The organism is Spirochaetota bacterium, assembly GCA_004297825.1.
Lineage (GTDB): Bacteria > Spirochaetota > UBA4802 > UBA4802 > UBA5368 > FW300-bin19.
In genome coordinates, this window is the sequence record SCSX01000084.1 from 85,451 (window position 1) to 110,606 (window position 25,156).

Consider the following 25,156-nt stretch of genomic DNA (forward strand, 5'->3'; position numbering starts at 1 on the left):
TCAGCCTTGAATACGAGCTGCCCGCATTCCAATTATTTATTTGCTTTTTAAACCGGACGGGTATAAAAAACATTACCGATTCGGCTTCCCTTGACCCGGGGGCGCCGGGGATTCCGGCACAGGACCATGTCCATTACATCCCCCGCGCATGCCGTTCGCGGCCCGTGCGGGGAAAAAAATTCGACCAGGAGAAACCATCATGAAGCGAGGCATTCGACTCCTTATCCCCCTGTTCATCCTAATGCTGGCGGCAAGCGCCGGCCCCGTCACCGCCGCGGATATGTTCGTCAAGGACGTCGACCACGACGGCTTCCCGGACGACCTGGAGATCAAAACTAAGAACGATCCCAAGGTGAACGAGGCGCTTAAAAAAAGCACGGCGGGCGGGAAATGCGGTGTCATAAAAACGGACCTTTTAAAGATCGGCGCGGCGCAGAACGTGCTCTTGATAGTAGACGTATCGGGCAGCATGAACGAGGCCATGAGCGGCTCCACCCGCATGGAAATCGCGAAGAGGATCATGACCAAGTACGTTGACGCCCTCCCGGCTTCCATGAAGGCGGGCCTCATGACCTACGGCAACGCCGACTGCGGTGACGAGAGCATACAGCTCCTGGTTCCCCTTGCCCAGTACAACCACGACGCCCTCAAGGCGCAGATCGCGGCGCTCGAGCCGCGGGGCTCCACGCCCATAGCGCTTGCGATTGCGAAGGCCATGGAGTTCCTCAAGGGGCTCGAGCGAGAGAACAACAGCATGATTATCGTAAGCGACGGCCAGGAAAGCTGCGGCGGGGATCCCATCAAGGCGATCACCGACCTGAGGGAAAGCGGCGCGAGCCCGGAGGTCACGGTTATCGGTCTCGGGGTGGATGCGAACACGCGCAAGCAGCTCGCGAAGATCGCCGCGTCGTCGGAAGGCGTCTACGAGGACGTAAAGACCGAAGAAGACCTCGTGAAGGCGTTCGGCAATTTCTTCAAGAAGCTCTCGGGCATGTACAAGGATATCGTGTGTATCGTGCGCCAGTACAACGTTTACCTTTCCAACGAGACCGACCAGTTCAACACGAGCAAGAACTATATCCTGAAGGCCTCCACCATGTCCAAGGACGACACGCTCACGGCCGCTTTAAAAAATGTTCAGGCGCGCATAGAGCAGAACCATGCGGACCGGGTGGCCGCGCAGAACAAGCTGAACGAGATGATAAAGAACAAGCTCGACGAAATGGAACTGTCGACGAAGGCGTTCATCGGCACCAAATAAAGTTCCCGTGACGGGACGGGCGCCGCGCCGGGATGGGCGCTGCGAACGCACCGTGTTAATCTACGCGAATGGCCTTCGGCCGCGCTGAAACACGGCGCGGCCTTCCCATTTAAAAGATGTAACGTAATGAATATGCTTCCGCGGAGGCGTGCGAGAGATGGCGCTCGATCGATGGAAAACCCTGTCCACTAAGCTGGTAATAAGAAATCCCTGGTGGAGCTATATCTTGGATACCGTGCGGGGCGCGGGAGGACGAGAGGGAGAATACCATTTCGTCCGCACCCCCGGTTCCGTGATAATCGTTCCCGTGCGCGACGACGGCGCGATCGTCATGGTGCGCCAGTACCGGTACCTCATGGAGCGCGAGAGCCTGGAATTCCCCGCGGGCGGCATGAAGGAAGGGGAGGCCCCCGCGGAGCGCGCGCGCCGGGAACTGATTGAGGAAACGGGAATGGATGGGAGTATCGAATTCGTTGGAAGGTTCAATCCCTGCAAGGGAATTATCGATGAATGGTCCCACGTATTCATCGCACGGGACCTGATGCCGTCGAATGAATTCCACAAAGATGATTCCGAAGAGTTCGAGATCGACGCGCATCAACCAAGTGAAATCGATCGCATGATCCGGGAAAATGAAATCGCGGATGGAATGACTATGGCCGCATGGGCCATGGTCGCGGGAAAAGTGTAATAGGTTTACGCGTACTTTCTAAATACGCCTGCCAGCTTTCCCAAAATTTCCACTGTTTCCGGTATGATAGGTTTGTAAGCCTTATTTGCGGGCAGGAGTTGAATGGCGCCTGCCGTTTTTTTAAAAATTTTGAGTGTCGCCTCGTCTTCGAGGAGAGCAGCCACGATCTCCCCGTTCACCGCGGTATTCTGCTTCTTGATGATCGCGAAGTCGCCGTCGTGTATTCCTTCCTCGATCATCGAATCGCCCTTGATCTTGAGCGCGAAGAATTCCCCGGAGGTGAACATCGAGGCGGGAAAATCAAGGTATTGTTCGATATTTTCCTCCGCGATAATGGGCGAGCCGGCGGCGATCCGGCCAACGAGCGGTACCTGGATGGAATCTGGCACGATTACACGGGCCGGACCGGCAAGCTCGATTGCCCGGGACTTGTTCTGGGCGCAGTTGATGTATCCTTTCTTTTCGATGGCCTTGAGATGGTCATAGGCGCCTTTCACGGTTATGGAGAATCGGTCCCCGATCTCCCGTACCGTGGGAGGATACCCGGATTCCCTGATGCTCTGCTTAATAAAGGAAAGTATCTCGTCCTGGCGGTCGGTGAGCTCTTTCATGGGTATCCTCCTATAGTCTAACTAAACATTAAACTAGCATACACCGGTATAGATGTCAAGCAATTATTTCTCCGGGTCCGTGATTTTTTAACCCGGTAGTAACCCGGCGCGATCAATTGAATAATTCTTGCGAAAAAAAACAGATTGTGCGTATCCTTATTCGCGGCAAGGAACCCTGCCTTAAAATACATTATCGAGGTGTTGGAATGAGAAACAGGAAATTATTGTTTTTAATCGCGTCCTTCACGGTCTTCGCGTTCGTCGTTTCCTGCGGCGGCGTCAAGACGCTTCGTTCCATACCGCGGTCCGAACGCAAGGGACTGGCCGCCCTCAACTTCATGAACAACACGCAAAAGAGCCGCGCCGAGGAATTCCAGCCCTGGGAGGTGGGCCTCTCGTCAATGCTCACGACCGACATCGAATCGATCGGGATGTTCAACATCATCTCCAAGGAACGCATGAAGGACGTGATGAAGGAGCAGGAGATCCAGATGACCGGTCTCGTCGAGGAAAAGGACATTGTCAAGGTGGGCAAACTGGTAGGCGCCAGCTACATTCTCGCGGGCTCCTTCACCGAGATGAACGGGATGATGCGCATCGAATCGCAGGTGTACTCGGTGGAAAAGGGCATACAGCTTGGAACGGCTGCCGTGACCGGAAAGACGGGCGATTTCTTCGAGCTGGAGAAGCAGCTGGTCACGAAGGTCACCGATTTCCTCAACGTGATACTTACGGAAAGCGAACAGGTCATCATCAAGGCCAAGGTCGAGACGAAATCGGTCGAGGCCTCCCTCTCCAACTACAAGGGGGAGATTGAGCTCATGAAGGCGAAGGAGCTTGAGGACACAGGAAAAAAGGACGAGGCACTGAAACTCAAACAGGTGGCGAAGGAGGAGTTCCAGAAGGCCCTCAAGGAAGACCCCAACTATGAAAAGGCGAAGCAAAACCTCGCCAAGATCGTGAGCGCGATACCCGTTACGCTGTAACCGGTCCGGTCACATCCCGGCGTCCGGACCCCGTGGCGGTGCGCCGGGAAAAACCTGCTTCGCTGAATTTTGTATCCCTTCCATGAAACCGGCAATTCCCTGCTGGTGAAACCGGCCGGTGTGGTCGATAATCAAACGAGGGCGCGGGTCACACGAGCGGCGCGCGGGCGATTAATCTTGACTTTTGGCATTTTTGAGCCCACACTATAGCACTTATCGCATTATTCCGGGGGAAAGCCATGAAAATAGTGGTGCCGCTGGCCGAGGGCTTCGAGGAGATTGAGGGAGTGACCATTATCGACGTGCTGCGCAGGGCCGGGCTCGACGTCACCACAGCGCACGTGGGAAGCAACCCGGTGAAAGGCTCCCACGGAATTTCCGTTACGGCCGACAGGCCGTTGTCCGAGCTCAAGGCGGTCGACTTCAATTGCATCGTACTCCCGGGCGGAATGCCGGGAAGCGAGAATCTCAGGAAGAGCGATACGGTCATTTCTTTCATCAAGCATATATTCTCGAAGGGCGGAATAACAGCGGCCGTGTGCGCGGCCCCGATCGTGCTCGCCCGCGCGGGGGTGCTGTACGGAAAGAGGGCGACGTGCTTCCCCGGTTACGAGGCGGAGTGCGAGGGCGCGACCATGACGGGGGCCCCGGTCGAGCACGACGGTACCGTGATCACCGGGTGCGGGGCGGGCTGCGCGCTTCCCTTCGCGCTCGAGGTGGCGGGGGCGCTCGCGGGCGAAGCCGTAAAGAAAGAATTGATCGGCAGAATGCGCGTGTACTGGATGGAGTGAGCCGTGGCGGTTGTAGAATCGAAAAAAAGCGTTTTCAGGGCGGGGGCGTACGTCTACATCGAGGGTGATGAAGACAGCGATGAGATATTCATCGTGGAACGGGGCGAAATCGAGCTCAAGACCGCCGGCGAAAAGATAAAAAAATTCAACAGCGTCATCCGCCCGGGCGAGGTGTTCGGCTTCACTACCGCCCTGTGCCGGCGGCCGCGCATGGATTCGGCCAGGGCGCGGCGCGATTCGATCGTCATTGCCATACAGCGCGACAAGTTCATCGAGATGGTCCAGAGCAATCCCCCCGTCGCGCTTAAAATCGTGAATTACTTCGCAGGGGAACTGAGGGCGTACAACGAGATGATGTTCTCGCTGGACGACGAGGACCGCGACATCCTTCCCGACGAGACCCGCCTCTTCAACCTGTGCGAGTACTACTACGACAAAGCGGCCTACCAGTATGCGCAGTATTCCTGCCAGCGCTACCTTGAGCTTCACCCGGACGCGCCCAACTCCGCGTCGGCGCGCACGATGATCAAGCAGATCGAGCAGGTGGACAACCGCATGATGCTGGAGCCGGTGAAGACCGGCATCTACAAGCTCTACGCCGACAGGCAGATGATCTTCTCCGAGTACGAGCAGGGGAACGAGCTTTATATTATTAAAGAGGGGAAGGTCAAGATCATCAAGGTGAGCAGCGACGAGGAGATCATGCTTTCCGTGCTCAAGGAAGGCGATATTTTCGGCGAGCTTGCGATAGTCTCCAACAAGCCGCGCAACGCCTCCGCGATCGCGTGGGGGAAGACGACCCTGCTTCCCATAGCCAAGGAGACCCTCCCCGTACTTTTAAAGAAATCACCCGGGATGATCAACCGCATCTTCATGGCGATCAGCCAGCGAATCTGGTTCACCTACATACGGCTCGAATCGCGGGTATACTCGAAGCCCGTCACGCGCGTCTACGTATTCCTGGAAAACAAGCTTCTCGAGGAACACCACTCGCTCAAGGACACCCAGCCCGTCACGCTCAACTTCGGGATCGACGAACTTTTCCGCATGATGGGGATTTCCCCTTCCAATCCGGGGCCGGTCGTGAACCTGCTTATGGACGACAACAACCTGAATTTCAATTTCGGACAGATCACCATAGAGAACCCGACCGTGCTTTCCATGAAGGCGAAATTCCTGCGCTCCCGCGACCATATCGTCACGGGCGATGAGGGAGAGGAGCAGCCCAGGAACCAGCGCGCCCGCACCGAGCAATCCTCGTCAGGCGCGATGGAATCGGAGGGACTCGAAGCGACGTATGATGAGATCCTTCCGCCCGAGAAGCCCGCGAAAAGCACGCCTACCCCGCGCCCCGAACCGGTCGCGGAATTCGAACAGGAAGAGGATAAAAAGCCTGCTCCCGCGAAGAAGGAACAGGCTCCGCCGACCGGGGAAGCCGGAGACGAGCTTAAGCTTGTTTCGGATGAGATTTCTTTTGATATGTAAAAGGCCGTAATGAGGTCAGCGGGTCGGGGAAGAGAGCACGGTGATGTTCCTGATCATGCGCACGGTTCGGGAGTGCTTCCCGTCCGCGGTTTCGAGCTTTGTTTCGGTCATGTCCGCTTCGATTGCGATTAAGCCACCCTGCCGCGCCGAAAGCTGTTTCGCTTCCACGGGCGCCACTTCGTAGCTCGCGCCGTTCTCCGCCCTGAAAACGAGCTTCGCGAAGGGGGCGTTGCCCGCCATTGCAAAATGTCCCTTCAGTGAAACGCGCTCGCTGCCGGCCGGTTGCGCCGAGCAGCACGCGAGAATTAACGGCACGAGAAGCGCAAGCGCCGATATCAGCTTTGTTCCATGAAGGCGCATCAGGTTATTTCTCCGGTTCCTCTTCGGGGGAGGAATCTTCGTCGGCGAGCGGTGCGAAGAATAATGCGGGCCGGCGCGAATGCGGCGGAAGAAGATCGATCTTCCGGGGCTGTGCCGATATCGTGAACAGCCGGTCTCCAGCGAATTCTATGGCCTGTGCGCTTTCAATAAGTGAATCCTCTGAAAACACGATCGGCATGGACGATGTGCCGGAGGTTGCGGTTTCAGGGTAATAATTCCGATACGCGGCGACAAAACGGTAGCTTGCCGGGATATTGTCAGATACATTGAAATCTTCCCCTGTTCCGGCTGCGCCGACACCAAGATAAATGAAACCAGCAACTGCGCTACCTGAAGAAAATACACCCGCATTCTGTTTAATAGCGCCCGCTCCGCTTAACAGCCCACTTGCGCCGGAGGGCAGGCTTTGATTGATTCCACTCAATCTTCCATTGTATGAATAGAGTGTCCCTGCAACCCCGCTATTCGTCGCATACCACCGGAGTACCAGCCTGTTGAATCGTTCCTGATTGGTGGTCCCCCATGATGAACCCCCGAGCGTAGCGTCCTGGCCCATTGCGGTTTCAATTGCCCGGTAATCGACGTATTGATTATTGTATATCGCCTTGTAAATGTCATCGCCGCCGGCTGATTGCGCGTTCAGGAATTGAAAGAAGAGATAAGATTTGTCGTAGTTAGGAAGCGAATTGTCATAATCCCAATAAAAGAGGGGATGCCTGTTGATCGGGTGCGCCACGGTATCATAAGCGTTGTATTCGCCGATCCTGTCCGTCAAGGGCCCATAGCACAAATGGTTCGCCGCCTCCGCGAGTCCCTCGTCGATCCATGTGTCCATGAGGTCGGTTTTGTTGGCGTATGCATTCGCGAAGTTCACCATGTGCTGAAATTCATGCGCGATCGTGCCCTTCGCCTCGGTTTCAATGTCCTGCGGGTCGCAGTCGATGTACATGATCTCGCCCTGGTTCGAATGCATGGCGGGGTAGGCCTGCTGGACCGATTTATTGCTGTACTCGTCAATGCTGAAAAAATATCCGCCGATATACGAGCTGCTCAACATATAATAGTTCTCATCCCGGATATTATAAATCAGGAGCTTCATCTTGCCGTTGTGGTCGACGTCCATGGGTTCCGCGAAATAGGTCGTGACCTTGTCGTAGATATTATTCTCAAACTCATCCGCGAGCGCCTGAGCTTCGCTCATGCTTACACCGTTGACGCCGATCATTTCCTCGGTAACGTTCGTATCGACGAGCACAATCGCATGTGCGGTCTCCGCGTATTTTTCCGTAGTTATCGTGTACCAGGCGTTCGGATCGGTGTCGTAAGACATGGTCGTATCGAACACCCAGTAGACATTGTCGTCACCCTTGGAGGATTCCGGCTGGCAGGAAGCGAACAGCAGGGTTGCGGCAGAGAGCACTATGATCATTCGATGGGCGAATCGGCGCATAAATCTTTTCCTCTTTACTTGGCCATAAACCACGCGGGGCAGCCATACAGCCGCCCTGAGCGTATATAACAGTATACAGTGAAAACTGGCAAAGAGGTAATTATTTCCCTCTACCGCATAATCGCATTCGGATCAACCGCGGTCCCGCCCTTGCGGATCTCGAAGTGCAGGTGCGGGCCTGTCGAATAGCCCGTCGTGTCGACCATGCCGATCTGCTCGCCCTTGGCGACCTTCTGCCCCGGTTTCACGATGTACTTCTGGAGGTGGCCGTACAGCGATGTCACGTCCTTGTCATGCTGGATTATGATCATGTTGCCGTAGCCATACTGGTTGAACTCCGCCTGCAGCACCTCGCCCGCGGCGGTCGCGGTGACCTTGGTGCCGTTCGGGGCCGCGATATCGATCCCCGAGTGGAAGCTGTCGGCCTTTTTCGAAATGGGGTCCACGCGGTAGCCAAACGCGCTCGACTGGAATCCTGTGGTGGGCACCGCGTAATCGCCGGCGGTCACCTTGGTCCCGGCGGCGGGCTTGCCCGTCTCCTTGGGTTTTTCCGCGGGCTTCTCCTTGGATAGAAAGGCCCCGAACACCCACCCCTCGTCCTCGTTATCGTTGGCCCGGCGTACCATGTACCACGGCGCCGTCGCCCCGTCGATCGTCTCGGTATCGGTGGACTGGACGATCACCTCCACCTGCTCGGCGAAATCGAACATGCCGATTATCTTGCCGCTGGTGCTTCCGTCGGTGCGGAAGCGCACCTTCTCGTCGTTGACGAACGCGAACACGCGCGGGGGCACGACCTGGTTGGAGTGCACGTCCTCGGTCTTGGATATGTCGGTCACGTCGTCGATGTTTATCGGCGCATCGACCTTGACCTTGGTCTTCTTGAGCCTTCCGTTTATCTGTTTGATGTATTCGCGCATCTTGCGGAGGATCGCCTCCTTGCGCTCGATGTCCGATGCATACTGCTGCTTCACCATGGATTTCCCGGCCTTTTTCTGCTGCTCATACGCGTCGTCGGAGAGGCCGGGGAGCGTGGCGCAGAACAGTATGGTGACGGCGGCCAGTATTATCCTCTTCATGGTGTTCCTCCTGGATGCGTAAATTATTTGACGCCCGCGTGGAAGGGCGTACTATGCTGTAGTTCGAGCCGGGTATCGGGCTATCTGTTTTCTCCGGACTTCATGAAGCCGAAATGTATCGCAGGCGAAAAACATTGTCAACCTTTTCCGACAGGCGGGTAATCCCTTGAAAACGCGCGTGGTACTCCTCCTGGAGCAGGGGATCGGCTGCGCCGGCGATATCCAGGCGATCCTTGCGGCATGGTCCGATATCGCGGTCATCCGGGTCGGGAGCGTCGAGGAGGCAACGACGGCGGCGCGGGGGACCGATATCGGCCTCCTGGTGGCGCCCGCTTCCCTGCCGGACGGGATGACCGGTTGCCGGCTCGCGTCTCATCTCGGGGGAGGGCAACCGCTTCCCGCCATTCTCATCGCCGGTGAGGCGGATGATGACGCCCGCGGCGGCGCCGATGCGCCCTGCGAAACGATTCCGGGCTGCCCGCTCGACGAGGACAGGTTCCGCCGGGCGCTCGATTCCGCCCTCGCGCACGATACCCCCCGCCGCGCGCCGGATCACGATCCGGAGATGCTGATCAAAACCGCCGAATCGAGCCCGTTCCCCGTCATCGTACTGGACCGGGAAGGCCTTGTCGTCCACGCCAATTATCTCGCCCGGCGCCTGCTCGAGCTTCCGCATGACGGGCCAAAGGCGCGCCTTCATGAATCCCCCGGCTGGAAATTCATGGATTTCAACGGCAACCCGTTGGGCGACGAGATGCTGCCCTTCCTTGTCGCGGCGCGGGGCGTCCCGGTCTACGGCGCGCGGGTCGCGGTGGGAACCCCCGGGGGACGGCGACTCTTCCTGTCCGTGAATTGCCTGCCGTCGGATACCGCGGAGTGCGGCGCGGGGCGCGTGATGATGTCCCTGAACGATATCACCGAGTGGGTGCGCATCGACACCGTGATCAAACACCAGAACCAGCGGCTCGCGATGCAGAACCTGGAGCTGCAGACGGCCATGTACGAGCTCGACCGCAGGGAAAAGATGCTTGCGCTTTCGGAGGAGAAATTCGCGAAGGCTTTCAAGCTCAACCCCGTGATTATGACGATCACGAGGCTTTCGGACGGGCTGGTCGTGGAGGTGAACGACGCGTTTTGCGCACAGCTCGGATATTCGCGCGAGGGGGTCATCGGTAAGGACGCCCATGAGCTTGGGTTTCATGCGCTCACCCCCGGGCGTGAGTGGCTGGTCGATACGCTGAAAAACGGCGGAAGCGTTATCGAACAGGAGCTCCATGTACGGGCGGCTGCCGGTGAGACGCACACGGGTATGTATTCGGCGTCGCTCATGGACATAGGGGGCGAGCCTCATATCGTGTCCATGTTCAGGGACATCACCGCGCAGAAGGAGGCGGAGGCGAAGCTGGAGCGCGAGATGGCGATTCTCGAGGCGCTCACCCTGCTCTCCGGAACCCTCATCGCCCGCTCCTATACCATTCCCGACGTCGCCGCCATGGTGCTCAGGAACGCGCGCTGGCTCACGCTCAGCGAGCACGGTTTCGTGTCCCAGACCGATCCCACGGGCGGAAAGTGTATCGGTCACGCGCTCGTCACCGGGATAGAGGGCGGATGCGGCGTCGCGGAGGGGGCAAGGGCGTTCGAGTTCTGCCCCGGGCCCGACGGGACCTATGCGGGACTGTGGGGACACGCGCTGAACACGGGAAAGGCGTTTTTTACGAACGATCCGGCCGGGCATCCCGCGCGCGGCGCCTGTCCCCCGGGGCACGTGCCTGTCGGGAATTTCATGGGCGTACCGGTGATGCTGGGCGACGAGATCCTTGGGGAAATCGCGCTCGCGAACTCGACACGCGGATACACCACGGACGATCTCGAGGCGGTCAAACGGCTCGCGCAGCTTTACGCGTTCGCCATTCACCGGCTGCGCGCGGAAGAGCGCGTCACGAGCTCATTGCGCGAGAAGGAGGTGCTCCTCAAGGAGGTTCACCACAGGGTGAAAAACAATCTCCAGATCATCCACAGCCTCTTCAGCCTGCAGGCGCGCACGAACAGGAACGCGGAAGTGACCGACGTGCTCCGTTCCTCGCAGAACCGCATCCGGACCATGTCGCTCATCCACGAGAAGCTGTATAAGTCGGGGGACTTCGCCCGCATCGACCTGTCGGATTACGTGAGGACCTTCGCCGGGGAGCTCCACGCCGCCCATTCGGGAATCGGCGCGCGCGTTTCGCTTAAAATCGACGCACTGCCCGTGAGCGTGGAGCTCGCCATCGCGATTCCCTGCGGGTTGATAATGAACGAGCTCATTTCGAACGCCTTCAAGCACGCGTTCCCCGAGGACTGGCCGGGTCAGGCCGAGATTCGCGTAGATCTGAAGATGAACTCCGATGATATGATCGAGCTCACCGTCGCCGATAACGGGTGCGGCATGGCGCCGGGCATCGAATTCATGTCAACGGATACACTTGGGCTCAAGCTCGTGAGCATACTTGGCGAGGAGCAGCTCAAGGGAACGCTCGTTCTGGTCAGGGACAGCGGAACCGCGGTGACCCTTCGTTTCAAGGCGGACTGACGCGAAGGCTAATCCTTCCCGGAACATTCCTTCCTGCGATCGAGGTATTCGGTGAGCGATACCTGCTTCAGGTAGCATTCGTCCCGCACGTAGCGCAGTATGGGGATGAACATTTTGGGCTGTACGTACCCGGGGACCAGGGTTATGAGCTCGCCCTTCTTGTCCATGAACGCGACGGTCGGCAGTCCCTGTACCCCCATCATGGACGCGAACGCGGAGGGCGCAAAATTCCTGTTTTTCGCCTTGATCCTGTCGGTCGATTCGACGTCCACGCGCACCGGTATAAAATTCCCGGCAATCATCGCCGCCGTCTCGTCGTCCCCGAAGGTCTCCCTGTCCATGACCGTGCACCAGTGGCACCACGAGGCGTAGAAGTCGATTATCATCGGCTTCCCTTCAGTGCGCGCCCTATCGGCCCCCTCGTTATACGACATCCATTTGACCTTCGAGTCCGTGCCCGCGTCCTTCCCGCAGCTCCCGGCGCCGGCTGTCACGAAGAGCAGCGCGGCCAGCGCAATCAATGTTCTTTTCATCGGGTGATCCCCCGTGTTGAATGGAAAATATTTCAGTTGTTAAGAAAATAATGAAAATAAGCCCCGGAAGTCAACAGCGATATTCCCCGGGCGGGCATAAATTACGGGAATGATCTTTTTCTCCCTAAAATCATATTGACGAATCGCGCTGCCTGTGCAGACTGAGAACTACCAGCGGCAAAAACGCCCCCCGCCTCGCCGGCGACCGGGCGCACGCGCATATTTTACCCTACACGGAGACAGGTCCCTATGGAGCATGATACGGCGTGGGTCAGTTTCGACGTCATGGAGCGATTCATGGCCGACGCATTAGTCGCGGCGGGCGTACCGCCGGAAGACGCTGCCGTATGCGCCGAGGTGCTCATCACCGCGGACGCGCTGGGGATCGATTCCCACGGAGTAAACCGCCTTAAGCCCATTTACATCGACAGGATCAGGGCGGGCATCCTCAATCCGCGGACCACGTTCGAGATCGTCAGGGAAGGGCCCACGACCGCCGTCGTGGACGGCCACGACGGGATGGGGCACGTGATCGCGAAGCGTGCCATGCGCATGGCCATGGACAAGGCGCGCGAGTTCGGTATGGGCATGGTTGCGGTAAGGAATTCGTCGCACTACGGCATCGCCGGCTACTACGCGCTCATGGCGGTCAAGGAGGACATGATCGGGATCACCGGTACGAACGCGCGTCCCTCCATCGCCCCGACCTTCGGCGTGGAGAACATGCTGGGCACGAACCCGCTCACCTTCGGCATACCGTCGGACGAGGACTTCCCCTTCCTGCTGGACTGCGCCACCTCCGTGAGCCAGCGCGGGAAGATAGAGGTATACGGCCGGCAGGGGAAGGACGTGCCCCCCGGCTGGGTCATAGACGAGAAGGGCGAGACCCGGACCGATACGCACGGCATCCTGGACGACCTCACGAAGGGCGCGGCGGCGCTGGCACCGTTAGGCGGTATTGGAGAGGAGGGCGGCGGCTACAAGGGCTACGGGTACGCGACCGTGGTGGAGATACTTTCCGCTGCCTTGCAGGGCGGGCCGTTTTTGAAGATGCTCACCGGGCTCCGCGAGGGGAAAAAGACCCCGTACAGCCTGGGCCATTTCTTCATCGCGATAAACGTATCGTCCTTCATCGAGCCCGCCGAGTTCAAGAAAACCACGGGCGACATACTCAGGGGGCTTCGCTCCTCGAGAAAAATGCCGGGCCAGGAGTGCATCTATACGGCAGGCGAGAAGGAGCACCAGGCCTGGCTCGAGCGCAAGGGCAGGGGCGTTCCCCTGGGCGAGGAGCTCCGGCGCGAGATCACCGGTCTGCGGAACGAGATGGGACTCACCGGCTACCGCTTTCCGTTCGAACAATAGAAGGGCGTGGGCGAGGTAAGTATTTAATGCGTGACCATGATCATTCCCACCTGCGCGAGGGGGAGCGCTGCGAAGAGTGCGACGCGAGGGAATTCCCCGGCGAGATAACCTTCAAGGCCGTATATAAGAACCTTCCCTACGTACTGGACGTCATCAGGAATATTTTCAGCGAAAACGGGCTCATGCCGCAGATAGAGACAAAGCTCAGCCGCACCAGCAAGTACATATCCTTTACCTTCTCCGCGCGCTTCGAGAGCGAGGCGCAGCTCAACAAGGTGTGTTCCGCTATCTCCAGGGTGGAAGGATTCACCACGATGTTCTAGCGCTCACGTCGCGCGACCCAGCGCTATCCCCGCGAGCGCGCCCGTGCTCCATGCGAACTGGAGATTGTAGCCCCCGCTGTCGCCGTCTATGTCGAGAAGCTCCCCCGTGATGTAAAGCCCCTTCACCCGCCTGGATTCCATCGTCGCGGGATTGATCTCGTCCACGTCCACGCCCCCCGCGGCGACCACTGCCTCGGCGAAGGGGCGCGGGGTGCCCGGCGCGACGCGCACATCCTGGAGCGCGCGTACGATCCGCGCGCGCGCTCCGGGGGAGAGCGAATCGGCGCGGGCCTGCCCGTCCAGTCCCGCGAGGGAGAGGAAGATCTCGGGCATGCGCTCTTTCAGTATGCCGAGAAGGCCGAAGGCGAGGGTGCGCTCCCCGTCCGCCAGCACCGTGTCCAGCAGCTCCGCAAGACCCGCGTCGTCAGTCGCGGGGAAGAGATCGATCGCGACCTCGGGCGTTTCGCCCGCGAGGACTCGTTCGTTCACGGCGCGGGACACATCGAGCGAGGCCGGTCCCGAGATCCCGTATTTCGTAAAGAGGAGCTCCCCATTGGATTCCGCGATCGTTTTCCCGCGCGCGCGCACGCTCACCCCGCAGTCCCACTTGATCCCCTCGAGCCGGTGCAGCGCCTTGAGCGGTATCGAGATCGGAAGGATGGCGGGAAAGGGCTCGTACACCCGGTGCCCCAGGGAGGAGGCGAGCTCGTAGCCCGCGGTGGACGCGCCCAACTGCGGGGCGGCGCAGCTTCCCGCGGCCAGGACGACTGCGTCGAACTCGAGCTCCTCGAGCCCGGAAGTCACGAGCAGGAATTTCCCGTTTCGCGGCTGGATCGAGTCGACCTTGCGGTGAAGATGTATATCGGCCCCCAATCTCCCGATTTCCCAGATAAGCACGCGCTGCACGGAGGACGCCTGGAGGGACGCCGGGTAGAGTTTTCCGCGCTCCCCCTCCACGAAGGGAATGCCGATCGACCGGAAGAACTCCGTGGTTTCATCGAGCCCGAAGCGCGCGATGACATTGCCGGCGAACCGGGGATTGTGCCCGTGGTAGCGGTCCGCGTCAAGTTCGCGGTTGGCGATGTTGCAGCGCCCGTTGCCGGTCGCGAGGAGCTTTCGCCCCGCGGATTTCTGCCGCTCGAACACGGTCACGCGGCATCCGCCGCGCGCGCAGAAGTGCGCCGCGATGAGCCCCGATGCCCCTCCCCCGATTATCGCTACGCGTTTCATCGCTTTCTCCGCTCCTGGATTTTCCTGCCGGAATGGATTTTAAGGAAACGCGTGCCGCCGTCAAGAAGTAAGGAAAATGTTGATATTTTTAAAAAGGACCGCTACTGTGCCCTCGCGCAATCGTAAACCGGGCGGTCGAATACAAGGTGACGGATTTTGCTGTTTTGTCTATCCTGAAAATGACTGCGCGGTACGTTCCATTGCGAGGTTTATTTGATGAAAAAAATTCTTGAAGCGTTGTACAGCCTGCTGTTTTTCTTCATCTTCGCTTTTTATACGGCGTTCTTCGGAATCATTTCACACGTGTCCATTCTGTTCAGCCCGCGGGGAAAGGTCGCGCACTGGTGCATGCGTATGTGGTCCCGGTGCACCCTGGCAACATGCAGGGTCACGGTGCGCGTGGAGGGGTTGGAAAATATCGCCCGCGACCGCGTCCAGATATTCGCGTCAAACCACGCGAGCCATTTCGACATATTCATCCTGAGTACGGTGATCCCGGTCAGGTTCGGCTGGGTCGCCAAGGCCATACTTTTTAAAATTCCGTTCATAGGCTGGCACATGTGGCTGAACGGCTATATCTCCATCAATCGGACCAATCGGACGAAAGCGATCAAGAGCATGGACCTCGCGGCGGAAAAGGTAAAGAGGGGAAACCGGATCACGATTTTTCCCGAGGGAACGCGCAGCCGCACCGGCGTGCTTCAGCCCTTCAAGAAGGGGCTTTTCCACCTATGCGTGCAGACCGGGGTTCCCATCGTGCCCATCTTCATCAGGAATTCGTACCACATACTCCCGCCCGGATCCATGATCCTGCATCCGTCCACGGTGTACGTGAAAATAGGCGAGAAGATGCCCACTGCCGGATACTCGGTGGAGAAAATAGAAATAATCATGAGCGATCTCCGGAAGCGCATCGAAACCCTGGAGAAAGAGGCGGCGGAAATGGAAAAGAGGTTCGGGGGCTGATAATACCGTATGTGCAACGGCGCCGGCAATTGTTCGGCGGGGTCGTTTGTCCATACGGCCGAAAATCCATAGTAGAGACGTCCCGGCGGGACGTCTCTACTACAGGTTTTCGGTTGCATCCACAAACAACCCCGCACCATTCAATCCAGGGCGTTAATGACCTTCGACACCGCCTGCGACTTGTTCAGCGCGTAGAAGTGGAAACCGGGCACTCCCCAGGACTTGAGCTCCCGGCACTGGATGATCGAGTACTCGATCCCCACCTCGCAGACGTCGACGATCGAACCGCACGTGACGAGCCTTTTCATGAGCTCGTTCGGGATTTTCGCGCCGCACATGCGCGTGACCTTCTCGATGTTCGCTTGGTTGGTGACGGGCATGATGCCGGGGATCACCGGGACCGTGACGCCCATGCGGCGCACGCTGTTCATGAACTCGTAGAAATCGTCGTTGTTGTAGAAAAGCTGGGTGATGACGTAATCGGCCCCGGCGTCCACCTTGCGCTTGAGGTTCTCGAGATCGGCCTCCATGCTGGGGGCTTCCAGGTGCTTCTCGGGGTATCCCGCGACGCCAATGGTAAACCCGTTGATCGAGCGGATGAAGGTCACGAGCTCGTTTGCGTACGGGAACCCGTCCACCGGTGCGACGAAGTGCTCCTGTCCCTTCGGGGGATCGCCCCTGAGCGCGAGGATGTTCGATATGCCCTTCGCCTTGACATCGCCCAGGTAGCGTGCGATCTCGTCCCTGCCCGCGCCCACGCAGGTGAAGTGCACAAGGGGCGTGATGCCCAGTGTGTCGCGTATCTTGAGGGAAAGCTCCAGGGTGCGTGACTGGGTGGATCCCCCCGCCCCGTACGTCACCGATATGAACCCGGGCTTGAATACCGCGAGCTCGCCCAGGGCCTGCATGAGGTTGATCTCGCCCTGTTCCGTCTTGGGCGGAAACAGCTCGAATGAAATCACGAATCCTTCTTTATATAATTCGGGTATGCCCATGCCGCCGGGGTTCCTCCTTAAACTGGTTGCAATGGAGAACCCTAGACCTGGGCGTGCCGGCTTTCAACTGTTTTTTGATCGAGCGCGGGCAAAATAGGAGGGCCGTGGCGTATCCTGGGGCGGTTTTCCTGGTTGACGCACCCGGGAAATTGACGTATGCTTCGACGGATATGCACCATGGCTTCCCAATGCACGGCCGCGCAAGAAGGAATGCCGCCCGTGGATTCGGCAGCGACGCGATTAATCTTGACAGCGGGGGGTGTATGTGCCCCCAATGATTGAGCGCTCACTCAAATTTTCAATGCGCGTTCGGCAGGAGCGGGAGGAAGAATGGGGAGGAAAGTTATGAGCCAGGCCGGATCGATCGGCGACATCTCACGGCAAAACATACTTATCGCGAACCGGATCAGGATGATCATAATCATCGCCCTGCTTGCAGTTGTCGCGGGCTCAGCGGAAAGCAACATGCTGGTCATCAACATCGCCTATTTCAGCGGCTTGGGGATCTATTTCGTAACCGCCGTGGTGAACTATGCGTTGACGCGCCGCGGGCGCGGGGGCGCGGCGCTTCAGTTTGTCACGATGGCGGTCGAGATGAACATCGTGACGCTCATCAAATCCGCGTACGCGTTCACCGACAAACCTTACCTCGTGGTGAACGAAAGCATCGTCTTCTCGGTCTATTTCCTCTTTATCCTCCTCACCCTGCTCCAGAACAGCAGGGCCCTCACCGCACTCGCGGGAGGGCTCGCGGCGCTCGAGTACTCGGCGCTTATCGCGTTCTGCGTAGTGGTCATGGGAGTGCCCTGGGCCGTGGGAAATCCAATTCCGGGACACGCGGTGATAGACGATGAGATAGCGAAGCTCATACTCATCGGGGGCTTTACGGCTGTGTGCGCTACGGTGCTGAAAAACCTGCGCGGTTTTTCGTTCAAGGCCGAGGAGAATGAGCGGATCGCGCGATCGCGCTCGGCGCACCTGGAAGGGATAATCGCCTCCGCGACCGGTATGAACGAGTCGCTCACCGGCGTGAGCAGGGACCAGAAATCGGTCTGCGACACATTCTCGCAGCTCTCGCAGGATCAGGCGGCGATGAGCGAAGAGCTTTCCTCGGTGTACGAGGAGCAGGTCGCCTCGATAGAGTCGATCAACCGGAACATGACGGCGCAGAGCGCCGAATCCGAGAAATCCGCGGCGCTCATCGCGACGCTCAGGGAAAGCGAGCGAAGGGTGCTCGACCTGAGCTCCGCGGTACTGGCGGACATAGGACGCGTGGCCGCTTCGTCCGAAAGCACCTCGCGCATACTCTCCCAGATGGGCGGCATGATGCAGCTCCTCCGCGAGGGTGGGCAGTCGATCACCGCGTTCATCTCGGTCATTAACGATATCACCGACAGGATCAACCTGCTTTCGCTTAACGCCGCGATCGAGGCCGCGCGCGCGGGCGAGCACGGCCGCGGCTTCGCCGTCGTCGCCGACGAGATCGGCAAGCTCGCGGAGGCGACCTCCGACAATTCCAGGGAGATATCGGCCCAGCTCGAACGCATCCGGGCGGACATCGAGCGCGGCGGCGCGCTCGTCAACGACACCCGCTCCGCGGTGGACGAGGTTATCGCGCTCATAGGGGCGAGTAACGAGAAGATAGACGAGGTGCGCGAGGCGATGACGGCGCAGAACGGCGCGATAGGCGCGGTGGAGGAGCAGTCCGCGATCCTGGGCTCGCTTTCGCGATCGATTTTATCGGCGACGGACGAACAGCGCTTTTCGATGGAGGAAAGCATGGCGACCGTCCAGAGGATCGCGGAATTGGCGCAGACGATAGGGTCACACACGCAGCAGATGCTCGAATTCGCCCGGGTGATCACGGGCGGAACCGAGGAGCTGAGCGCGCTCATTACGACCGGCGCGACGGAATAAATAAAAACGCCCCCCGCCAGGCGGCGCGGGAGGCGGGAACCGGGGGAACGCCCCCGGGGCCGCGGACCGGTGTATCGGCCCCCGGGCCCCCTGCCGCTACTCTTCCAATCCCACGCGCTCGACCTTGTTGAGGTCCCTCACGTAGAAAAACGACCCGATGAAAAATACCACTGCCCCGAAAAGAGAGAAAAGCGGGAGGAATTTGAACGCGGTAAGGAGATCGTAGCGGTCCGATATGTACCCGACGAATATGGGTGCCAGGCTGTAGCCCAGGAGCATCATGAAGAACTGCGCCAGGCTGTAGGAAATCGCGCGAAGGCCGGGGTGCACGACGTCCTGCGTGACCGCGGAGCCGCCCGCGGCGAACATGGGCGCGGTGAATCCGAAGCAGATGAGGAACACGTATTGCGCGGTCCCCTCGAGGAAGAAGAAGCCGATAAAAAGGAACAGCCCGGTGAGGAGCGATGTGACGGCCGGCACGCTCATGCGCGCGTTAGGATACTTGCGGCGAAGCTTGTCGGTGACTAACCCGCCTATGGGGGCGCCGAAAATCGCGAGGAGGAACACCACCGAGGTCTTCACGCCCGCCTTGTCCATGGGAAGCCCGTCCATCCGGTTGAAGTACGAGGGAAGCCAGTTCATAAGCGCCGTGGTGACGAAGGTGTTTCCGATGTAGCCCAGGTACGTGAACAGCACCGAGGGTGTGTGCAGGAATTCCCTGGCGATTTCACCCGGCTTCATCTTCACGTGAACCGCGTTGGCACCCGTGCCGGACTTTCTCGTGATCTGCACCGTCTTGTAGTCCTTCACCCAGAAAAAGAGCAGGGCGACGATAAGCCCCGGCACCGCGAGCAGGCCGAAGGCGTAGCGCCAGCCCAGGCTCTCCGCGATCACCCCGCCCAGTATCACCCCGATCGCGGTGCCCATGGGAATGGCAGCCGTGAACAGCCCGTTCATGGTGGCGCGCTTTTCCTCGGGGAAATATGCCGCGATCATCGCGTGACCTCCTGAGGTGTACGCTGCCTCCCCGACGCCGATAAGCGAGCGCGCGGTGAACAACTGCGTGAAGCTTTTCGTCAACGCGCACGCCGCCGCGCCGATGCTCCAGAGCACCGCCATGATGCCTATTGCTTTTTTCCTGCTCCACCGGTCGACAAGCAGTGATACGGGAAAGACGAACAGGGTCATCATGAGCGTCACGATCGAGGCGAACCAGCCGCATTCGGCGTCGGTGAGGGCCCACTCGACCTTCAGGTACGGGAAGATGGCGGCGACAACCATCCGGTCCACGTAATTGAACAGGTAGAGCAGGAACAGCAGGAGGAACACGTACCGTGCGTATCCCGGTGAAACCTGGAAGTCTTTCGCTTCGTTCAGGCGTGCGGCTTTTTCCATGTAAACGCTCCTCGATGGGTTTTATGGACGGCTTCCGGCATTATTCCCCGGGGGGAGGCCGGCGCTTCGAAAAATGCGCATTCTTCCCCCTTGTGCCCTTAAAGGGTACCGTGCGAACGCACGTTGGAAGATGAATGCTTATCGCCGCCGCGGCGACCGCGGTGGCGTGAGGTACGGCGGCGCCCATTCCCCGCCGCATCCGGTTCAAACCGGGCTCGCGGGGCCGGCACGTGTAGAGCAAGATGATTTCATTGATATACAACGTAATCCATAAATCAATCATTATTTTTATTTCCCCGCCGCCGTTACGTGTTACCGCCCGTTTTCTTTTTCCCGGAATTTCCAGCCGCGTGTTGCCGCCCGGACGCGGCGCGCGCTCCCGCGCCGGTAACCGCCGCCGGTTTGCCGGAAAGCCGATCGCGGGCATAATGTTACACGCCCGTAATATTGGGGGCGTGTGAGCGCGGATTTTCCCGCGATATAAGCGACGCTAACGGCCGCGCGGCCGCCGGGGCCTTGCGGAAAAATATTTAACCTCATGGAAATATATTACCTGAAGGTAAAATAGGCCCCGATTTTCCACGCCGCGACCCGCGAACGTTGACAGGTTTTGTGCGTGTGCTAAAACCACAGTATGGAAATTTATTTCATTGAAACCGGATTGAAAAGCGCGCGGAACGCGCCGCGACCCCGGTCGAGGAGGATGCCTATGAGCGTGAATGCGGGCTTGTGCGTACTAATCAATTAATAACAGGAGGATTCGAACGATGAAGATGAGGAAGTTATTGTTGCTGGCATGCGTCGCGATCATCGCACTCATGCCGCTCATGGCGCTCGCCGAGGACGCGGCGAAGCCGAAACAGGACGCGGCCGCGGCGGTGCAGCCGTCCGCGCGGGCCGTGGATCCAAGCGGTTCAAAGACCGGAAACGCCGCCGACGTAACCGCGGCGAAACCGGGAAATCCCACGATAGCGGAAATCGCCGACGAGGTGGGTAAGAGCAAGGTAGCCGTGAACATGGTCTGGGTGCTGATCACGGGCTTTCTGGTGATGTTCATGCAGGCCGGGTTCGCGATGGTCGAATCGGGACTCACCCGCGCGAAAAACGTGGCGCATACGATGGCGATGAATTTAATGATCTACCCGCTGGGCATGCTGGGCTTTTACCTGTGCGGATTCGCGCTCATGTTTGGCGGGGTGGGGGCGCTGGGAACCCTTGGGGGATTTGACGGGCTTTCGAGCGAATTCACGGTGACCCTCTTCGGGAAGGAGTTCGGTCTTTTTGGAAGCAAGGGTTTCATGCTGACGGGCGTGTACGACGTCGCGGTGTTCGCGATGTTCCTTTTCCAGATGGTATTCATGGACACGACGGCGACCATTCCCACGGGCTCCATGGCGGAACGCTGGAAATATTCCTCGTTTTTTGTTTACGGGCTGCTGGTGGGCACCATAATATACCCCATCTACGGCAACTGGGTATGGGGAGGAGGCTGGCTCTCCGCTCTTGGTAAAAATTTCGCACTGGGTCACGGGCATGTCGACTTCGCGGGCTCCTCGGTTGTTCATATGACCGGGGGCGTCCTGGCGTTCGTAGGCGCAAAGATGCTGGGCCCGCGTATCGGCAAATACAATGCCGACGGCTCGCCCAACGCGATCCCCGGCCACAATATCGCAATGGCCGTTATCGGCACCTTCATACTCGCATTCGGCTGGTTCGGCTTCAATCCAGGCTCCACGCTGGCGGGTACGGACCTGAGAATAAGCGTCGTGGCGGTGAATACGATGCTGGCGTCCGCGACGGGCGCGGTTGCCGCGACGCTGTGGATGTGGCTGGTCAGGACCAAGAAGCCCGATCCCAGCATGATGTGCAACGGTCTGCTGGCCGGGCTCGTGGCGATTACCGCACCCTCGGCGTTCGTGAGTGCGGGAAGCGCAGCGATTATCGGACTTGTCGCGGGCGTGCTTGTAATCGAAGCGGCGTTCTTTATCGAACGAAAACTCCGCGTGGACGACCCGGTGGGCGCGGTCGCCGTGCACGGCGTGAATGGCGCATGGGGCGTACTGGCAGTGGGCCTCTTCGCGGACGGGACCTACGGCGAAGGGCTTAACGGCGTCGCCGGCACCGTGAAGGGTCTTTTTTACGGCGATCCCTCCCAGTTTGTGGCCCAGTTGATCGGCATGGGCGCGAACATCCTGTATGTGGGATTGTTGGGCTATATCGTATTTAAGCTTATCGATCTCGTTATTGGGAACAGGGTAAGCCCTGCGGCCGAGGTAGACGGGCTCGATATACCTGAAATGGGTGTATCCGGATATTCCGGGATCAAGCTCGATAAGTTCTCGGAGACCCCGTTCTCCAAGGGCAGCGCGCCCGCAAAGGCGCAATGAAGGAAGGAGGCATACAATGAAAAAAGTGGAAGCGATCATACGCCCCGAGAAGCTGGATGACGTGCTCCAGGCGCTGGACGGAGTCGGATACACGGGCATTACCATGACCGAGGTAAGGGGTCACGGCAGGCAGAAAGGCATCGTGCAGCAGTGGCGCGGTGAGGAGTACAAGGTTTCGATGCTCAGCAAGATGAAGATCGAGATAGTGGCGAAGGACGCCGATGCGGAAAAGATCAAGATCGCCATCATCACGGCCGCCCGCACCGGGGAGATCGGGGACGGGAAGATCTTCATCTACAAGATCGATGAAGTCGTAAAGATACGCACCTCCGAATCCGGCGACGCCGCAGTTTAAAGCGGTCATTGCCGGAATGGTGAGTCGCGGCGGGCAGGGGCCCGCCGCGATTTTTTTTGTGCGCGGTTTGTAAGGATTGTATGAATAAACGGAGTTTTTGGAAAAAATTAATTGCCAAACGCCTTCCCGCATTGTATTATGTCTCTTGAGAATATGCTTAACCTAAACGGCAATAAGATCTTCGTTCTCGACACCAACGTCGTCCTGCACGATTTCCGGTGCATCTATTCGTTCCAGGAACACAATGTCGTCATCCCCATCACGCTCCTAGAGGAGATCGACCGCTTCAAGCGGGGCAACGAAATCATCAATTTCAACGCGCGCGAATTTTCGAGGGAGCTCGACGCGCTCATCGACGGCAAGCTGCTGAACGAGGGGGTACTTCTCGGTTCGGGGGGATTCCTGGTCGTCAATACGAACATCGTCAAGGACGAGCACCTGAGGAGCATATTCTGGGAGGACAGTCCGGATCACCGGATACTCTCCCTCGCCTACAATCTCTCGCGCGAGTACGGGGCCGACCGCGTCTTCATGGTTTCCAAGGACATCAATCTCCGCATGAAGGCGAAGAGCATAGGCGTGCAGGCGGAGGACTATGAAACGGGAAAGGTCAAGGACATCGACGATCTCTACACGGGGAAAAACATCGTCGAGCACATGAGCTCATCGGTCATCGACCGTTTCTACAAAGAGGGATTCGTTCCCATCGAGGAGTTCAACCTGGCAGACCCCCCGTGTCCCAACGAATATTTCATCATGAGGAACGGTACGAAGAGCGCGCTTTCGACGTTCAACCAGGAGGCGCATGCATTCCGGCTCGTGGAAAAGCGGCGCGCGTACGGCATCCACCCGCGCAATTCCGAGCAGACCTTCTCGCTGGACGCACTCATGAACCCGGAGATTCGGCTCGTCACGCTTTCCGGAAAAGCGGGGACGGGGAAAACGCTCATGGCGCTCGCGGCCGCGCTCGAGAAGCGCCGCGACTACAAGCAGATACTCCTCGCGCGCCCGGTGATCCCCCTCTCCAACCGCGATATCGGCTACCTCCCCGGGGACATCAAGGACAAGCTTGACCCTTACATGCAGCCTCTGTTCGACAACCTGTCCGTCATCAAGAACCAGTTCGAGGAGGATTCCCCCGATTACCGCCGGATAAACGACATGGTGCACAACGAGAAACTGCTCATCATGGCGCTCGCGTATATCCGCGGCCGGAGCCTTTCGAAGGTGTACTTCATCGTGGACGAGGCGCAGAACCTCACGCCGCACGAGGTCAAGACCATCATCACGCGCGCGGGGGAGGGGACCAAGATCGTCTTCACGGGCGATCCCTACCAGATCGACACGCCCTACCTGGATTCGCGCTCGAACGGACTCACCTACCTCATCGACAAGATGCGCGGTCAGGGCCTCTACGCCCACGTCACCCTCGAGAAGGGCGAGCGAAGCGAGCTCGCGGAGCTCGCGACAAACCTGCTATAGAAAGCGCGGATTCGAATCCGCGCTTTCAGGGTACCCCCGACCGTCACGCCCCCCTGACCCCAGAAATATATTTCCTTGCCCCCTCCGGGGGTACGGGAGCGGGAGTATCACATTTCCCCCAGATTCACGAACGCCTTATAGGGACACGACTGAACGCACACGCCGCACGAGGCGCAGTGCTCCCGGCTTATCGCCGGGGCGAGATATCCCTGCTGGGTGATCGCGGCGTGCGGGCAGCGTTTCACCATGGGACATGGGTGGTTCTGGGGACAGCGGTGGGGATCGACTGTTATCATTGCGTTTCTCCGAAAGATCAGGCACCGGGCTCGCCGGTGATCATTTTAGCGATGCGATGGAAATTTTCCGCGATGGTCTTCGCGCTCTTGCCGGTCTTGAGCTCGCGCGCCGCGATGAGGCGCATCGCCCTAAGGAGCGTTTCGGCATCGGGATTTTCGAAGCTGCCCCCGGTGGAGGCGATGGTCTCGCGGAGAAGCGATTCCGCGGCGGCCGGGCGATTCGCGGGGTCGAGTTCCTGGTTTACGTGGTCCGCGAGACACGAGAGTATCTGGTCCCTGAATCCCCGTGAAGCGGACAGGCGTGCAATGCTGTTGGAAGATGGCATGGTAAATCTCCTTGAAAATAATATTACAATAATATCTTAAATACTGTAATACGCCCACTATTTTTTCCGGTCAGGGAAAATCTCCTGTATCGGCGAAGGGGTCGTGTTTCCAAGCGCTTATTGCCGCAGAGTTAATTGCCTTGAGGTGGATTCCGATACGTCGAGGGTGTGAATTATATTCCAGGGAAACGCGGTGTGGGGACGCACCTCGCTCCGGTATTTCTGGTGTGTACAGGTTTGTAATGCTTAGACGGCGCTGGTGCGGCGATGGATTCTTCCCTTCAT

Annotated in this window: 23 protein-coding genes; 13 read left to right on the top strand and 10 right to left on the bottom strand. The window is 58.7% G+C overall.

Annotated elements, in window-relative coordinates:
• Positions 1 to 148 precede the first annotated feature (148 nt).
• On the top strand, positions 149 to 1,261 hold the full coding sequence (locus EPN93_18830; protein TAL31077.1) for a VWA domain-containing protein: 1,113 nt from the start codon (positions 149 to 151) through the stop codon (positions 1,259 to 1,261).
• Positions 1,262 to 1,418: 157 nt separating this feature from the next.
• Positions 1,419 to 1,952, top strand: coding sequence for an NUDIX hydrolase (locus tag EPN93_18835; GenBank protein TAL31078.1), 534 nt, complete (start codon positions 1,419 to 1,421; stop codon positions 1,950 to 1,952).
• A 5-nt stretch (positions 1,953 to 1,957) separates the two neighbouring features.
• Here the strand turns inward: EPN93_18835 and lexA are convergent, their stop codons facing one another.
• Entirely contained in the window at positions 1,958 to 2,563 is a 606-nt protein-coding gene (gene lexA, locus EPN93_18840; protein ID TAL31079.1) for a transcriptional repressor LexA, read from the bottom strand.
• Positions 2,564 to 2,769: 206 nt separating this feature from the next.
• Between lexA and EPN93_18845 the strand changes: the two genes are divergently transcribed.
• From EPN93_18845 to EPN93_18855, 3 genes are all read left to right on the top strand, one after another.
• A complete protein-coding gene (locus EPN93_18845) occupies positions 2,770 to 3,549 on the top strand; it encodes a hypothetical protein (protein TAL31080.1) in 780 nt (259 codons plus the stop codon).
• 239 nt (positions 3,550 to 3,788) lie between these two features.
• Positions 3,789 to 4,340 (top strand): DJ-1/PfpI family protein, encoded by a 552-nt coding sequence (locus EPN93_18850; protein ID TAL31081.1) that lies wholly within the window; start codon positions 3,789 to 3,791, stop codon positions 4,338 to 4,340.
• A gap of 3 nt (positions 4,341 to 4,343) precedes the next feature.
• Positions 4,344 to 5,825: a cyclic nucleotide-binding domain-containing protein gene (locus EPN93_18855; GenBank protein ID TAL31082.1), complete on the top strand. Its 1,482-nt coding sequence runs from the start codon at positions 4,344 to 4,346 to the stop codon at positions 5,823 to 5,825.
• 15 nt (positions 5,826 to 5,840) lie between these two features.
• Here EPN93_18855 and EPN93_18860 read toward each other — a convergent pair whose 3' ends face one another.
• From EPN93_18860 to EPN93_18870, 3 genes are all read right to left on the bottom strand, one after another.
• Positions 5,841 to 6,185: a hypothetical protein gene (locus tag EPN93_18860; GenBank protein ID TAL31083.1), complete on the bottom strand. Its 345-nt coding sequence runs from the start codon at positions 6,183 to 6,185 to the stop codon at positions 5,841 to 5,843.
• Positions 6,186 to 6,189: 4 nt separating this feature from the next.
• Entirely contained in the window at positions 6,190 to 7,656 is a 1,467-nt protein-coding gene (locus tag EPN93_18865) for a hypothetical protein (GenBank protein ID TAL31084.1), read from the bottom strand.
• A 110-nt stretch (positions 7,657 to 7,766) separates the two neighbouring features.
• Positions 7,767 to 8,735: a hypothetical protein gene (locus EPN93_18870; GenBank protein ID TAL31085.1), complete on the bottom strand. Its 969-nt coding sequence runs from the start codon at positions 8,733 to 8,735 to the stop codon at positions 7,767 to 7,769.
• A gap of 166 nt (positions 8,736 to 8,901) precedes the next feature.
• Here EPN93_18870 and EPN93_18875 point away from each other — a divergent pair, with 166 nt between their 5' ends.
• Positions 8,902 to 11,304, top strand: coding sequence for a PAS domain S-box protein (locus tag EPN93_18875; protein ID TAL31086.1), 2,403 nt, complete (start codon positions 8,902 to 8,904; stop codon positions 11,302 to 11,304).
• Positions 11,305 to 11,312: 8 nt separating this feature from the next.
• Here EPN93_18875 and EPN93_18880 read toward each other — a convergent pair whose 3' ends face one another.
• Positions 11,313 to 11,837 carry a DUF255 domain-containing protein gene (locus EPN93_18880; protein ID TAL31087.1) on the bottom strand — a complete coding sequence of 175 codons (525 nt, stop codon included), beginning with the start codon at positions 11,835 to 11,837 and terminating at the stop codon, positions 11,313 to 11,315.
• 249 nt (positions 11,838 to 12,086) lie between these two features.
• Here EPN93_18880 and EPN93_18885 point away from each other — a divergent pair, with 249 nt between their 5' ends.
• Positions 12,087 to 13,199 (top strand): Ldh family oxidoreductase, encoded by a 1,113-nt coding sequence (locus tag EPN93_18885; GenBank protein ID TAL31088.1) that lies wholly within the window; start codon positions 12,087 to 12,089, stop codon positions 13,197 to 13,199.
• 26 nt (positions 13,200 to 13,225) lie between these two features.
• Positions 13,226 to 13,522: a DUF493 family protein gene (locus tag EPN93_18890; protein ID TAL31089.1), complete on the top strand. Its 297-nt coding sequence runs from the start codon at positions 13,226 to 13,228 to the stop codon at positions 13,520 to 13,522.
• A 3-nt stretch (positions 13,523 to 13,525) separates the two neighbouring features.
• Here EPN93_18890 and EPN93_18895 read toward each other — a convergent pair whose 3' ends face one another.
• Complete coding sequence (locus EPN93_18895; protein TAL31090.1) at positions 13,526 to 14,752, bottom strand: NAD(P)/FAD-dependent oxidoreductase; 1,227 nt, start codon at positions 14,750 to 14,752, stop codon at positions 13,526 to 13,528.
• Between the two features lie 216 nt (positions 14,753 to 14,968).
• Here EPN93_18895 and EPN93_18900 point away from each other — a divergent pair, with 216 nt between their 5' ends.
• A complete protein-coding gene (locus EPN93_18900; protein ID TAL31091.1) occupies positions 14,969 to 15,718 on the top strand; it encodes a 1-acyl-sn-glycerol-3-phosphate acyltransferase in 750 nt (249 codons plus the stop codon).
• A gap of 140 nt (positions 15,719 to 15,858) precedes the next feature.
• Here the strand turns inward: EPN93_18900 and metF are convergent, their stop codons facing one another.
• Positions 15,859 to 16,713, bottom strand: a complete 855-nt coding sequence (metF, locus tag EPN93_18905; GenBank protein ID TAL31092.1) for a methylenetetrahydrofolate reductase [NAD(P)H] — start codon at positions 16,711 to 16,713, stop codon at positions 15,859 to 15,861.
• A gap of 330 nt (positions 16,714 to 17,043) precedes the next feature.
• On the opposite strand from metF, the gene EPN93_18910 reads away from it, so the two are divergent.
• Entirely contained in the window at positions 17,044 to 18,630 is a 1,587-nt protein-coding gene (locus EPN93_18910; protein ID TAL31093.1) for a hypothetical protein, read from the top strand.
• Positions 18,631 to 18,726: 96 nt separating this feature from the next.
• On the opposite strand, the gene EPN93_18915 is transcribed toward EPN93_18910, so the two are convergent.
• Positions 18,727 to 20,025, bottom strand: coding sequence for an MFS transporter (locus tag EPN93_18915; GenBank protein TAL31094.1), 1,299 nt, complete (start codon positions 20,023 to 20,025; stop codon positions 18,727 to 18,729).
• A gap of 773 nt (positions 20,026 to 20,798) precedes the next feature.
• On the opposite strand from EPN93_18915, the gene EPN93_18920 reads away from it, so the two are divergent.
• The 3 genes from EPN93_18920 (at position 20,799) to EPN93_18930 (ending at position 24,249) form a co-directional block, all read left to right on the top strand.
• Positions 20,799 to 22,412, top strand: a complete 1,614-nt coding sequence (locus EPN93_18920) for an ammonium transporter (GenBank protein ID TAL31103.1) — start codon at positions 20,799 to 20,801, stop codon at positions 22,410 to 22,412.
• Between the two features lie 16 nt (positions 22,413 to 22,428).
• Positions 22,429 to 22,767, top strand: coding sequence for a P-II family nitrogen regulator (locus tag EPN93_18925; GenBank protein TAL31095.1), 339 nt, complete (start codon positions 22,429 to 22,431; stop codon positions 22,765 to 22,767).
• A gap of 153 nt (positions 22,768 to 22,920) precedes the next feature.
• Positions 22,921 to 24,249 (top strand): PhoH family protein, encoded by a 1,329-nt coding sequence (locus tag EPN93_18930; GenBank protein TAL31096.1) that lies wholly within the window; start codon positions 22,921 to 22,923, stop codon positions 24,247 to 24,249.
• A 107-nt stretch (positions 24,250 to 24,356) separates the two neighbouring features.
• Here the strand turns inward: EPN93_18930 and EPN93_18935 are convergent, their stop codons facing one another.
• Both EPN93_18935 and EPN93_18940 read right to left on the bottom strand, forming a co-directional pair.
• Positions 24,357 to 24,545, bottom strand: coding sequence for a 4Fe-4S ferredoxin (locus EPN93_18935; protein TAL31097.1), 189 nt, complete (start codon positions 24,543 to 24,545; stop codon positions 24,357 to 24,359).
• Between the two features lie 17 nt (positions 24,546 to 24,562).
• Positions 24,563 to 24,871: a hypothetical protein gene (locus EPN93_18940; GenBank protein TAL31098.1), complete on the bottom strand. Its 309-nt coding sequence runs from the start codon at positions 24,869 to 24,871 to the stop codon at positions 24,563 to 24,565.
• Positions 24,872 to 25,156: the final 285 nt, after the last annotated feature.